The 14,012-nt window shown below is 33.3% G+C and carries 14 protein-coding genes; 1 reads left to right on the top strand and 13 read right to left on the bottom strand.

What is annotated here, in order from left to right:
* Positions 1 to 3: 3 nt before the first annotated feature.
* From QTL86_RS05030 to QTL86_RS04970, 13 genes are all read right to left on the bottom strand, one after another.
* Positions 4 to 756: a hypothetical protein gene (locus tag QTL86_RS05030; protein WP_410496703.1), complete on the bottom strand. Its 753-nt coding sequence runs from the start codon at positions 754 to 756 to the stop codon at positions 4 to 6.
* On the bottom strand, positions 749 to 1,756 hold the full coding sequence (fliG, locus tag QTL86_RS05025) for a flagellar motor switch protein FliG (protein ID WP_013657458.1): 1,008 nt from the start codon (positions 1,754 to 1,756) through the stop codon (positions 749 to 751). The genes QTL86_RS05030 and fliG overlap by 8 nt, the downstream gene beginning before the upstream one ends.
* Positions 1,757 to 1,760: 4 nt before the next feature.
* Positions 1,761 to 3,350, bottom strand: a complete 1,590-nt coding sequence (gene fliF, locus QTL86_RS05020; protein WP_410496702.1) for a flagellar basal-body MS-ring/collar protein FliF — start codon at positions 3,348 to 3,350, stop codon at positions 1,761 to 1,763.
* A gap of 31 nt (positions 3,351 to 3,381) precedes the next feature.
* Complete coding sequence (locus tag QTL86_RS05015) at positions 3,382 to 3,690, bottom strand: flagellar hook-basal body complex protein FliE (RefSeq protein WP_127066900.1); 309 nt, start codon at positions 3,688 to 3,690, stop codon at positions 3,382 to 3,384.
* A 17-nt stretch (positions 3,691 to 3,707) separates the two neighbouring features.
* The gene (flgC, locus tag QTL86_RS05010) at positions 3,708 to 4,145 is read right to left on the bottom strand and encodes a flagellar basal body rod protein FlgC (protein ID WP_410496701.1); all 438 of its coding nucleotides are present in this window, start codon (positions 4,143 to 4,145) and stop codon (positions 3,708 to 3,710) included.
* A 15-nt stretch (positions 4,146 to 4,160) separates the two neighbouring features.
* Positions 4,161 to 4,529, bottom strand: a complete 369-nt coding sequence (gene flgB / locus QTL86_RS05005) for a flagellar basal body rod protein FlgB (protein ID WP_207669743.1) — start codon at positions 4,527 to 4,529, stop codon at positions 4,161 to 4,163.
* 262 nt (positions 4,530 to 4,791) lie between these two features.
* Positions 4,792 to 5,358, bottom strand: a complete 567-nt coding sequence (locus QTL86_RS05000) for a hypothetical protein (RefSeq protein WP_127066903.1) — start codon at positions 5,356 to 5,358, stop codon at positions 4,792 to 4,794.
* Between the two features lie 170 nt (positions 5,359 to 5,528).
* Positions 5,529 to 6,959, bottom strand: a complete 1,431-nt coding sequence (purB, locus tag QTL86_RS04995) for an adenylosuccinate lyase (protein WP_127066904.1) — start codon at positions 6,957 to 6,959, stop codon at positions 5,529 to 5,531.
* Between the two features lie 171 nt (positions 6,960 to 7,130).
* Complete coding sequence (gene rny / locus QTL86_RS04990; RefSeq protein WP_013657465.1) at positions 7,131 to 8,717, bottom strand: ribonuclease Y; 1,587 nt, start codon at positions 8,715 to 8,717, stop codon at positions 7,131 to 7,133.
* 168 nt (positions 8,718 to 8,885) lie between these two features.
* A complete protein-coding gene (recA, locus tag QTL86_RS04985; RefSeq protein ID WP_127066905.1) occupies positions 8,886 to 9,947 on the bottom strand; it encodes a recombinase RecA in 1,062 nt (353 codons plus the stop codon).
* 77 nt (positions 9,948 to 10,024) lie between these two features.
* Positions 10,025 to 11,254, bottom strand: coding sequence for a competence/damage-inducible protein A (locus tag QTL86_RS04980; protein ID WP_127066906.1), 1,230 nt, complete (start codon positions 11,252 to 11,254; stop codon positions 10,025 to 10,027).
* Between the two features lie 109 nt (positions 11,255 to 11,363).
* Entirely contained in the window at positions 11,364 to 11,711 is a 348-nt protein-coding gene (locus tag QTL86_RS04975; protein ID WP_013657469.1) for a YHS domain-containing protein, read from the bottom strand.
* Between the two features lie 141 nt (positions 11,712 to 11,852).
* On the bottom strand, positions 11,853 to 12,497 hold the full coding sequence (locus QTL86_RS04970) for a YesL family protein (protein WP_013657470.1): 645 nt from the start codon (positions 12,495 to 12,497) through the stop codon (positions 11,853 to 11,855).
* A 282-nt stretch (positions 12,498 to 12,779) separates the two neighbouring features.
* On the opposite strand from QTL86_RS04970, the gene QTL86_RS04965 reads away from it, so the two are divergent.
* Entirely contained in the window at positions 12,780 to 13,988 is a 1,209-nt protein-coding gene (locus tag QTL86_RS04965; protein WP_013657471.1) for an argininosuccinate synthase, read from the top strand.
* Positions 13,989 to 14,012 lie beyond the last annotated feature (24 nt).

The raw sequence follows: 14,012 nt of genomic DNA, 5'->3' as shown, positions 1-14,012 counted from the left end.
CCCCTACTTTGCATTCATTAAGATTCTTGTATCATTAATAACACGCTCAAGTCCTTGCGAGATATCATACACAATACTTCCTTGATTGAATTCAATCATACAAGTGGTTTCATTAAGATTGTCTCTTGTTTCTATTTCTAAATCTTTTCTAATTCCTTTAATTGCATCGATTTCCTTTTCTGACAACCTTGCATATAAAATAGGTGAAATAATTACCTTGACTTTTCCTAAAATCTCTTCTTTACTTAGCATCTTTCTAACTAAATACTTTACCCAGTCAACTTGATAATTCATTTCTTCGCTAATAATATGATTAAGGAGTGTAATAAGGGTTTCTACTAGCTCCCCTTCTGTACTCATAATCAGCTCTTCTTTTTCTTTATGAGCATTTGCTAGAATATGTTCTGCTTGCTTTCGAGCTTCTTCTAATACTTCTTCTTTTTCTTTTGTCATTTCAAATAACATATGTGTTTTTAATTGCTTTGCTTCTTCCTCTATTGCTTGTGATTTTTGTATTGCTTCTGAAAGCATCTGCCTCACTTGATTGTCTGCTTCTTCTAGTTTAGCATCAATAAGTTCCTGTATTTCCTTTAGTTGCTTTTCTTGAATACTTTCTAATTGTTCTTTTTCATCAAAACTTGATTGTTCTATAGTTTCATTTATGTAATCTTCTTCTGCAAGCACATCTATCTGCCTAGTAGAAAAATCTATAATACTTTGTGTTCTTATTCTTTCACCCTTTATAATACTAGACAACGACCTCATCTCCTGCTCCACGTGAAATTACAATCTCACCCGCATCTTCTAATTTACGAATAACATTAACGATTTTTTGTTGAGCATCTTCAACTTCTTTAACACGCTTTGGTCCCATATATTCAAGATCTTCTTCAATCATCGCCGCAAGACGTTTAGAGACATTAGACATAATAACTTCTTTAACACTATCTCCTGCACCTTTAAGCGCAATAGCTAACTGATGATTGTCCACTTCTCTAAGTACGCGTTGGATAGATTTTGGATCAAGCGTCGTAATATCTTCAAATACAAACATACGTTTCTTGATAATTTCTGCTAATTCTGGATCTTCAATTTCAAGATTTTCCATAATATTCTTTTCAGTTGTACGATCCACTTGATTGATAATATCTACAATTGAATCAACACCACCAATACTTGTATAATCCTCAGATACTAATGTAGATAAGCGTTTTTCAAACTCTCTTTCAATCTGATTAATAACATCTGGCGAAGCTCTATCCATCAGTGCAATTCTACGTGCAGTATCAGCTTGCATCTCTGGTGGTAACGCTCTGATGATTTCTGCTGATTGACTTGGTTTTAAGTAGGATAAAATAAGTGCTATAGTCTGTGGATGCTCATTTTGGATAAAATTAACCAACTGTGATGCTTCCGTCTTTCTAGCAAATTCAAATGGGCGTACTTGCAATGATACAGTAAGTTTATTAATAACCTCTACTGCTTTATCTGAACCCAAAGCTTTTTCTAAAAGTTGTCTTGCATAGCCAATACCACCTTCAGCAATATATTCTTGAGCTAAGCACATTTCATAGAACTCTTGAAGCACTTCTTCCTTCACTTTAGGTGATACAGCTTTAATACTAGCTATTTCTAAAGTAAGTTGTTCTATTTCTTCTTCTTTTAAATATTTGAAGATACTAGCAGACTTTTCTGGTCCTAAAGCAATTAATAACATCGCAGCTTTTTGTTTACTTGAAAATTGTTCCTTCACCATGTCATCACTCCCAATCTTCCTCTGTCAGCCAATTACGAAGTAAGTTTGCTACAGCCTCTGGTTTTTCATCTACGAACTTATCAATTTGACGTTTTGTCTCTAATGTTTCTTTTAGTTCAATTTCTTCAAGTTCTACTTGTTCCTTAGCTGCCTTCAGCATTTCTTCCACTTCAAGTTCTGGTTCTACTTCAACGATTTCTTCATGTTTTCTAAATCGAAGTACTACAAACGCAATTAGAAGCAATGCCAGCACCAGGAATACTAAAGGTAAATAGTCTTTGTAATCAATTTGATAAACTTCTTGATCTAAGAAAATAGGATTTTCATAGGCATTGACAACAACATTATCTATACCTGTAGCACTCTTAACTGAATTAACAATAGATTCATCTACAGCAAGTGTACGTTGCTCACGGTTGCTTACTTTAAATTCACTCCAAGTCATTCCTGTTAATGTTGGCTTAACTTCCTCTTCTCTATAAATTTTATTTTTAAACAAATTAACAGACAAAGAGGATTTTTCCAAATCAACATTCCCAGGATTTTTTACATATACAGACTCTGTCTTATCAGGTGCATAAGTAATATCTTTTTGCGTCTCCTTGCTTTCACCACTTGTACCATTATTCGTTTGGTAAGTTGGAATATCTCCTCCATTTGTCGTGGTACCTGGTTCTGCTCCTGTTTGATTGTTCTTAGTCGAACTAGAAGCTTGAGTTTCTTGTTGTATAACCCCTCTACTTTCATCTTCTCCTTGGGTTTGATACTTTTGACTAGATTCTTGATATTGATCAAAATCTAGAATCAAATTAGGACTTACGCGTACATCATCATACATATTTCCTAGTAGATTAGATACCTTCTGAGTAACATCTTGTTCTGCTAATAACTTTATTTCCTGTTGCTTATTAAGGCCTAATTGACTTTCTTCACTACCAGAATATAATGTATTACCTTGTGAATCTATAACTACAATATTCTTTTTATCTAAATTGGCTACACTAGAGGAAATATATGTTGCAATACCTTCACATTGTTTAGTTGTAAGCGTCTTACTTAATGTCAGAAATATACTCGCTCTACTTTCTACTTGTGACTGAAGGTATGCATTTTTCTGTTCTGGAATAACCAGTTCAACGCGAGCATTTTCAATCCCCTCCATTGAACGTAACGTTCTCTCCAATTGTTGTTTTTTATATTCATTGTTTTTAGCTGTCATCTCAGTCTGTGTTGTGGACATTGTATTATTAATCACCTGTTCAAAAGTCATTCCACTTTCTGGCACATCTGACATAGCAGTATACATTAACGCCTGCTCATATTGATTTTCCTGTACTTGTATATTGGTACTATCATTAATTAATTTATACTTAATACCATTTTCATTTAAAACAGTAGCCACTTGCCCAATAGACTTAGAATCCAAATTCTCTGAAAAGAGGTTTTTCATCTTGGGCCTAGTCAACAATACAACTGCTGTGATTGCAATGATAAGTGCTAAAACACCTATTCCAATTTGTATTTTTTGCTTTTTAGTTAAATTATTTAATTTCTCTGTAATTTGATTCGATATCTGTTCAATCGTCTGTTGCAAATTATTCACCTCACTTTATTTCAATCTGAGATTAAACAGATAGGTTCATAATTTCTTTGTAAGCACTTAATAAACCATTTCTCACCTGTAACGTATATTGTAATAATATCCCGGATTTTTCTTGAGCAATTAATAAACTAGCAATATCATCATTAGCACCTGTAATAAAATCATTAGTTAAATTTTTAGTTTCTGTTTCTGCTGCCTTGTTAGCTTGTATTAATTCTTTTGCTGCATCTAATGCATATGTAAAACTTTCATTCCCTGTAAGTTTTTTCTCATCTTGAATTTTATTCATTAATTGCTGATTAAGCTGTATGCCTTGAACTGCTGCTATCATATTCTTTCCTCCCAGAATTATTTGCCAATCTCTAACGCTTTGGCAAACATCGATTTCATCGTATTGAATGAAGTCACATTGGCTTCATATGATCTACTTGCAGAAATCATATTAACCATCTCATCAACTGTATTGACATTAGGCATCTCAACATATCCCTGTGCATTTGCATCAGGATGAGTAGGATTATACACCAATGCCCCCTGACTCTCATCTTCAACAATCCTTGCCACCCTAACGCCATTTACACCGCTTTGCTTCTTTTTATTTAATATACTAGAAAAACTATTTTCATTTTGCATTTGCTCAAAAATCACTGTTTTTCTTTTATATGGACCACCCTCTGCAGTACGTGTTGTATTTACATTAGCCATATTTTGAGAAATAATGTCTAATCTTAAGCGTTGCGCTGTAAGTCCACTAGCTGCTGTATCCATAGAATCAAAAAAACCCATCCCTTTTCCTCCTTGTTATTTTAGATTTTGTAGCACTGTAGAGAAACGTCCCAGCTGACTATTTACCCTTGTTACTAAAGCATTATACCTAGCACTCACCTTAGCTTCTTCTGCCATTTCTACGTCAATATCCACATTATTACCATCTAACCTATAAGAAGAATTCGCATAATCTGTATATATTTCCGGCTCAATATCTTTTAAGTTTAATCCGGCTGTTCCCCCTTTTTTGATTTCCTTTTCTAAGATAGTTTCAAATCTGACATCTTTCCTTTTATATCCAGGCGTGTCCACATTACTAATATTCTCACTTATGATACTTTTTCTAAGCATTGTTGCACTTATTGCTGTATTCATTAAATCTATATCAGAAAAAATGTTCATCATCTTCCCCCTTTTTAGTCTAAATTAAATAGTTAACCTAAAAACAAAATTGCACAAATGTATTAATATAATACCAATTATATAATTATATTCGTTATAAAGCAATAAATATTAACAAGCTTCTCCCTTAGAAACACTTAATTGTCATATATTACTCTATATTTTATGCATTTCTTTTAGTTCAAGTATTTTTTAAACTCTTTTTAGTTCATTTGTGTCTATTCTTGTATCATTTTAACTATAAAAAATAGACCACCAAGGTCTATTTTATAAGAATTTTCACATTATTCATTATCCCTAAGTCTAATGATGCCATTATTCCCGATACAAGCAAAATCGAAATGAGTAACTTGACATACTGCTTTTTCACTTGCCCTCTTGCACCACCTATTAAATCCATACTTCTTTTTAAAATTTCTATTCCTACACTCACTGCCAATATTGCTTGTACGCCATAAGAAAACATCCCAATCATTATGCCTCTACCTCCAAAAAGCAATATTAATGCAGTTGTTGTAAACCCATATGAAAAGATCATACTAAACAAAAGAATCCAACTCAAAGGGACAGTAAGTCCAAACCAACCAAATAGCCATATTAAAAACACCTTCTTTAGGTATTTTATTACTATATAACCAAAGCTCATCAGATTCATACTCATGTAATCTTGTGTAAGCCATGTATATAAAACTTCAAATGTTTGGGTATTTTTCCCTTCAATCCAAAAGGCATACCAAACACTAGCAAAAACTGCTAATACTAATATCAAAACGCCCCCCATCTCTTTCAGTACTGATAATCGTCCTTTTAACAAATAATCCCCATTCACTTTCCACCTCTCCCATCACCATCATATAAAACAATCTATGATACAAGCTTTCTATTTATACCTAAAATCCTAAGCGTATACCTAAGGGCTATATATACCTATCGCATCCTATCTATAAATTTTTCATAAAAACATAAAGAGATGAGCTTAATAAACTCATCTCTTTATGTTTATACACGTACATGACCTTCTGCACCTAATAAAGCTTTATTTTCTTCTAATATAGGCTTAATCACTTCATTAATAAAATCTACAACTTGCATTGCTGCACAGCCAATGAAGTTTTCTGGTTTCAATATAGCTTTCAACTCTGACTCTGACATCTTGAAAGTATCATCCTTTAAAATGCGTTCAATTAAATCATTACTTTTCCCATTCTGCTTAACCTCTGCTGCTGCCTCCATAGATAAAACGCGAATACGTTCATGAAGTTCTTGACGATCTCCTCCACGTTTTACACCCTCCATCAAAATAACCTCAGTTGCCATAAATGGTAATTCATCATTAATATGTTTCTCGATTACTTTTGGATAAACCACTAATCCATCTGCTACATTCATGTAGATCTCTAATATCGCATCTACTGCTAAAAACGCTTCAGAAACAGCAATTCTCTTATTTGCACTATCATCAAGTGTTCTTTCAAACCACTGTGTTGAAGCTGTAATAGCTGGATTTAATGTATCACATATAACATAACGTGCTAACGAAGAAATACGTTCTGTACGCATCGGATTACGTTTATACGCCATAGCTGATGATCCTATTTGATTCTTTTCAAAAGGCTCTTCTATTTCTTTAAGGTGTTGAAGTATTCTAATATCATTACTAAATTTATAAGCAGATTGAGCCACTTGGCTTAATACATTTAACACAAGTGAATCAAACTTTCTAGTATAAGTTTGTCCTGTTACTGGATAAACAGAAGTATAACCTAGCTTTTCAGCAACTGTTTGATCTAATAATTTAACCTTTTCATAGTCTCCATCAAACAAATTTAAGAAAGTAGCTTGAGTACCTGTAGTACCTTTAGCACCCCTAAGTCTTCTTTGTTCGAGTAAATGATTAATTTCTTCTAAATCTAGCCATAAATCTTGCAGCCATAAAGTTGCTCTTTTTCCCACTGTCGTAAGCTGAGCAGGTTGTAAATGTGTAAATCCTAAAGTAGGCAAATCTTTGTAATCTATCGCAAATTTTGCTAATTTGTCCATGACATTAACAACTTTTTTCTTAATCACTTCAAGCGCTTCATACATAATGATTAAATCAGTATTATCCCCAACATAACAGCTAGTAGCACCCAAGTGTATAATTGGCATCGCCAAAGTAGCTTGTTCTCCATAGGCGTGTACATGAGCCATGACATCATGACGCACTTTCTTTTCCCATTCTTCTGCTACTTCATAATTAATATCTTCACTAAATTTCTTAAGTTCTTCGACCTGCTCCTTTGTCACATTTAAGCCAAGCTCATGTTCAGTTTCAGCTAAAGTAACCCATAACTTTCTCCAAGTTTTAAATTTCTTTTCCTCGGAAAATAAGTAAAGCATTTCCTTACTTGCATATCTACCCTCTAATGGACTTTTATATGAATTTCTCATGTGTATTTCCTTTCATGATTAATTTATTATCTTTATTATACGTATTATTACCTCAAATAGCAATGTATTATTCGAACGTTTAGTGATATATATAAGTTTTCGTTCGATTTAATACATAAATTTATCACTATTTTAACACATAAAAATAGCGATGCCAAGCATCGCTATTTACTATTTAGCATATTCAGTTGCACGAGTTTCACGAATGATACTTACTTTAATTTGACCTGGATATTCCAAATCATTTTCAATACGTTTAGTAACGTCTCTCGCAAGAAGTATTAGACCATTATCATCTACTTCCTCTGGCGTTACCATAATTCTTACTTCTCTACCTGCTTGAATAGCATAAGATTTTTCAACACCTTTAAAGGAAGTTGCAATTTCCTCAAGTTTCTGTAAACGTTTAATATAAGTTTCTAAGGTTTCACGTCGTGCCCCTGGTCTTGCCGCTGAAATCGTGTCTGCAGCTTGTACAATAACAGCAATTGCTGTTTCCGGATCTACATCTCCATGATGTGCTTCTACAGCATTAATAACAGTTGCATTTTCTCCATACTTACGGCATAAATTAACACCTATACTTACATGAGAACCCTCTACTTCATAATCTACAGATTTACCAATGTCATGAAGTAATCCTGCTCTTTTAGCTAAACGTACATCTAATCCAAGCTCACTAGCCATTAATCCCGCCAAATTAGAAACCTCTATTGAATGACGTAATACATTTTGACCGTAGCTTGTTCTAAATTTCATTTTACCTAATAAACGAATAAGCTCTGGATGTAAGCCATGTACACCCGTTTCAAAAGTAGCAGCTTCTCCTTCTTCTCGAATAAGTACTTCTACTTCTTTTTTAGCTTTTTCAACCATTTCTTCAATACGAGCTGGATGAATTCGTCCATCCACAATTAACTTTTCTAAGGCAATACGCGCTACTTCACGGCGTATTGGGTCAAAGCCCGATAAGATAACTGCCTCAGGTGTATCATCTATAATGAGATCTATACCAGTAAGTGTCTCTAATGTTCTAATATTTCTTCCCTCACGCCCAATGATACGGCCCTTCATTTCATCATTTGGTAATGGTACAACAGATACCGTTGTATCTACTACATGATCTACAGCGCACTTTTGGATAGCATTAGTGATAATTTCTTTTGCTTTTTTATCTGCTTCCAATTTAGTTTTTGCTTCTATCTCTTTAATCATTATAGCAGATTCATGTCTTACATCTTCTTCAATGGTTCTTAAAAGATATTGTTTTGCTTCTGTTAAGGTCAAACCTGAAATACGTTCAAGTTCTTCTAACTGTTTTTGGTGTAAAGCTTCCGCTTCTTCCCTCGTCTTATCAGCTTTATCAATTTTTCTTTGTAATTGTTCTTCTTTTTGTTCAAGTGTTACTGTTTTTCTATCAATATTCTCTTCTTTATGGAGTAATCTTTTCTCCATTTGTTGCAATTCATTTCTTCTTTCGCGTACTTCTTTATCTAATTCATTTTTGACACGAATGTTTTCTTCTTTTGCTTCTAATAATACTTCTCTTTTTTTAGCTTCCCCTGCTTTGATAGCGTCATCTATAATTTTTCTTGATTTTTCTTCTGCTGTTCCAATTTGTGCTTCCGCTATGTGTTTTCTATAAGAAGCGCCACTAAAAAAGGCTATTATTCCAACAATAATGATGACTACAATAATTCCTATTATTAAGCCTATTTGTTCTATATCTACCACCTCCCAAGTATTATCAATGTGCAAATAACATCATAATTGTATAACTTTTTAAAAATGCTGTCAAGCATTACCTATTGAAAATACGGTGTTTTTATCACTTTTCATATATATTTATACATAAAATTTAAATTCTTTAATTTAAGTCAAAAAATCAAAAAGGTAGCTATACGCTACCTTTCGATTTTTACTATTTTATTCCTCTTCATCCACCATTAAAATTTTATCATTCATTTCGTCTTTTGTTTCATGAGCAGTTTCATCTAGCGCACTAATCCCATAATGACTTCTTACTTTATTTTCTATCTCAAGTAAAAGTTCAGGATGCTCTTTGATATAAATTTTAGCATTCTCTCTTCCTTGGCCTAAACGTAAATCGCCGTAAGAGTACCATGCACCGCTTTTATTAACAATATCGATATTAGTTGCTAAATCAAGTACATCTCCTTCTTTTGAAATCCCCTCACCGTACATAATATCAAATTCAGCTTGTTGGAAAGGTGGTGCTACTTTATTTTTTACAACTTTAACACGTGTACGACTTCCAATAAACTCATTACTTTGTTTTAAAGTTTCAATCTTACGAACATCTAGACGAATAGATGCGTAAAATTTAAGCGCACGGCCACCAGTAGTTGTTTCATTACTACCAAACATAACACCAACTTTTTCACGAAGTTGGTTGATGAAAATGACAGTACATTTTGATTTATTAATAACACCTGTTAATTTTCTTAGTGCTTGAGACATTAATCTTGCTTGTAAGCCCATATGAGAATCACCCATATCACCTTCTATTTCAGCTCTTGGAACCAACGCAGCAACAGAGTCTACTACAATAATATCAATTGCTCCAGAACGCACCATAGTTTCTGCAATTTCAAGAGCTTGTTCACCATTATCCGGTTGTGAAATATAAAGTTCATCAATATTAACGCCTAACTTAGCTGCATAAGATGGGTCTAAAGCATGTTCCGCATCAATAAACGCCGCAATTCCACCTTGTTTCTGGACTTCGGCAATCATATGCAAAGTAACAGTTGTTTTACCTGAAGATTCTGGGCCATAAACCTCCACAATTCTTCCTTTTGGCAGGCCACCTACTCCAAGTGCAATATCTAAGCTCAGAGAACCTGTTGGGAAGGTATGCACATTTGTATCTGTCGCTTCTCCCAATTTCATAATAGAACCTTTACCAAATTGTTTTTGTATTTGCGAAATGGCTGCATCTAATGCCTTTTTTGATTCATCATTCATTCTTATCACCTCATTATATATCGAACATTTGTTCTGTAATCATTATACCTAAACTTTGTCTTGATAGCAAGGAAAATTTACTTAAAAAGTTTATAAAGTTGAAATAAGATATTTTTAACTGTTTTTTCTCTTATCGTTCTCCTTGATCCTTTTAAATGCAATTCATATACATCTGTTTTTGCTTCTGTAGCAATACCTATATAAACTAATCCCACTGGCTTTTCTGGGGTTCCACCGTCAGGACCTGCAATACCAGTGGTAGATAAACCTATATCAGCTCCACTACACTTTCTAACACCTTCTGCCATTTCCCTAGCTGTTTGGTAACTAACGGCGCCAACAGATTGAAGCGTCGCCTCCTTTACATCTACATACTTCATTTTAGCTGTATTACTATAAGTAACAATACCTTCATTAAAGCAAGCCGATACACCACCACAATTAATCAATGTTCCTGCTAACAGCCCTCCTGTACAAGACTCTACTGTAGCTATGGTTTTTTTATTTTTTAACAAGAATCTTACGATAATTTCTTCAAGTCTGTCTTTATTATATCCGATTATAAAACCCCCTAAACGTTCCTCCACTTCTTTTTTCTTTTGTTGAAGCTGTTCTTTTGCCTTCTCTAAATTTCCACTTTGTATATTGATACGTACGATGATCTCATATTCTCCTACATAAGTAGCTATACTTCCCCACTCAAATTCACCAAGCATACCTTGCAACTGGGTAGCTACTTCACTTTCTCCTAGACCAAATAATTTAATATCTAATGTTTCATTATAAAATGCTCTCTTTTGCTTTAAATAAGGTATAACTTCATTTTCTAGCATAGGTTGCATCTCATATGGTGGACCTGGAAGTAATATAATAATAGCTTCATTATATTCAATAATACATCCGGGTGCAGTTCCATAATTATTTTTTAAAATATAAGCTTCTTCTGGAAAAGCTGCTTGCTTTTCATTAATACTAGGCATTATTTGATTCATTTCTTTGAAGTAAGCCTTTATTTCTTCTAATACATTCACTCTTATGCAAAGAGGTAGGCCTAATGCTTCGCAAACTGCCTCTTTTGTTAAATCATCTTTTGTTGGCCCCAATCCACCAGTCACAATAATATACTTACTCCGCACTATTGCCGTATTAATAGCCTCTTTAATAGCCGCTGCCTGGTCTCTTACTGCTGTATGATAATCTGGTATTATCCCTATGGTTTGAAGTTGTTTAGCAATATAACTAGCATTTGTATTTATTGTATATCCTTTAACAACCTCATCACCTACAGCAATTATTTCTGCATTCATAGCAATCCCTACCTTATCATTTTTTATTTATTATACCACGTTCTTTGGTCCGTTTAAATGAAGATTACCTACAATGCTTACTCTCTACTAAATAGCAAAAGAAGGTACACTATATACCTTCTTTTTGTTTTAAAAATTGTTCTCTACATTCCCATGAACAGAAAAAATATTCTTTTCCTTGTTTCACAATGCGATAAGCCTGTGACTTTTCTATTTCTTTATGACAAATTGGATCTATAACCAACTCTTCTTTAAGGAGCTGCGTAGCTTGATCTTTTTGCATTTGATTTTTTTCAATAATTTTAATTTCACCATTTACAATAGTAATCCCCTCAACATTTGGATTATCCTTGTATTTTTTAACTACCTTTCTTACTTTTAATATATAGCGTGTTAAATTAAATAAGCTTACAAGACCTATTACTAAAATCATATTTAATATAAAATCAATAACCATTTCTTCACCTCTTTTTCTATAAATATAGTATAGCTTACTTATATGAAAATAATTTAAACATCTTTCTATAAAAATAGACTATATTTGCCTCACTATCTGAAAGCAAATATAGTCTATTTTTATATCACCTTATATTTTATTTTATGCCTCAGTCGATGGCGTCTCTTCATCCGATGTAATATAATGTGAAAACAAATTTTGCATCAAGAAGGATTGTCCTAATATAATAAGTCCTGGTGCCACTACAATTAAAAATGGGAATCTTAAAATAAGAACAACTGCTAAACCATATAAAGCTGTATTAAGTAAAGTAGTTAATAAATGTTTATGTGTCATAACAAATGAGGTTTTACAAAGCACTCTGGTTTTCATATCAAATCTTGAAAGTACCGCCCATAAATAAGTACTGTAATTTAAAAACTCAAAAACAATAAGGATTGCTAAAGGAATCACAAACTTTAACATACTGGAATGTTCTGGATTAAGTATACCATCAATAACTAAAATACCATAAAGTATACAACTTGTAGCTGCCACTACATACACTATCGTTAAAGGAATACTTTGTTTAAAGTTTTGCTTAAAGCTCTTAAAAAAATCTGCAACTACATAAGTTTGTTCTTTTCTTACCTTTTTGCCTAATACATAAAAAACAGCTGTTGTTGAAGCTCCTATTGTAATAATGCCACATGAACAAATCCACCACAACAGCGATAAAATAATCACATCTGCTACTTCATTCATCCAAGCCCATATAGGGGCATCTAAATCAAAAAAACCTGACATGCTATTATGTCCTCCTTGAATAAATATTTAGTTATTCTTATTATACTATAGATCATCCTTTTTTTCTATACTCTCTATATTAGTCTACTAATGTGTTATTCTTATAAATTATTTTATTATTCTCATCTAATTTACACCATTTCTCTGTTTGTTTTCCTAAAACTATTATATAATATAAAACAATAATATATTTTTTTATAAAAACTCTTGAAATAAGTTTTTATAAATGTATAATTATACATATATTCTAATATATATAGAATCATTAAAGGGGGATTAACCATGAAAGAAAAAGTTGTTTTAGCCTATTCAGGTGGTTTAGATACTTCAGTTATCATTCCATGGCTTAAAGAAAATTACGATTATGATGTTATTGCTGTATGTATAAATGTAGGTCAAGATGCTGAATTAGAAGGCCTTGAAGAAAGAGCACTTTCAATGGGTGTAAGTAAGGTTTATGTTGAGAACGTAAAAGATGAGTTTATGAGAGAATATGTATTTCCTATGATTCAATCTGGTGCTATTTATGAATCTAAATATTACCTTGGTACTTCTATTGCTCGTGCTGTTATTGCTAAAACTCTCGTTAATGTTGCCCTTAAAGAAGGGGCTGTAGCTATTTGCCATGGTTGTACAGGTAAAGGTAATGACCAAATTCGTTTCGAATTAGGTATTGCTGCACTTGCACCTCATTTAAAAGTAATTGCGCCTTGGCGTATTTGGGATATTTCTTCTCGTGAAGAAGAAATCGAATACCTTGAAAAACGTGGCTTGCCTGTTCCGATGAAAAAGGAAGATAGTTATAGCCGTGACCGTAACATGTGGCATATTTCTCACGAAGGTCTTGAATTAGAGGATCCATGGAATGCACCAAACTATGAAACACTTCTTAAATTAGGCGTATCTCCTGAACAAGCACCTGATAAAGCAACTACTATTACCTTAACCTTTAACCAAGGTATTCCAACTCATTTAAACGGAGAAGCTATGGAACCATCTGCACTTCTTGAAAAATTAAATGAGTTAGGTGGTGCTAATGGTATTGGTATCGAAGACATTGTAGAAAACCGTGTTGTAGGTATGAAATCTCGTGGTGTTTATGAAACTCCTGGTGGTACTATTCTTTATAAAGCTCATGAGGAATTAGAACACCTTACATTAGATCGTGAAACCTATCGTTATAAACAAGAAATTGCTCTTGAATTTGCTGATTTAATTTATAATGGTAAATGGTTTACACCTCTTCGTGAAGCACTTCAGGCTTTTGTTACGAGTACACAGCAGGTTGTAACAGGAGAAGTTAAGTTAAAACTCTATAAAGGTAATGTTATTCCACAAGGCTCTTCTTCTCCATTTTCTCTTTATAGCGAGGCACTTGCTAGCTTCACTACTGGTGACCTTTATAATCATAAAGATGCTGATGGATTTATCAGACTTTATGGCTTACCACTTCGTGTACGTGCCCTTAAAGCTGCTGAAAATCACAAATAATTAATCTATATCTAACAAGCCAAG

Origin of the sequence: Cellulosilyticum sp. ST5 (genome assembly GCF_046529625.1) — a bacterium.
GTDB classification, from domain to species: domain Bacteria; phylum Bacillota; class Clostridia; order Lachnospirales; family Cellulosilyticaceae; genus Cellulosilyticum; species Cellulosilyticum lentocellum.
The sequence above is the reverse complement of the archived record's forward strand: the minus strand, read 5'-3'. Positions and strand labels throughout refer to the sequence as shown.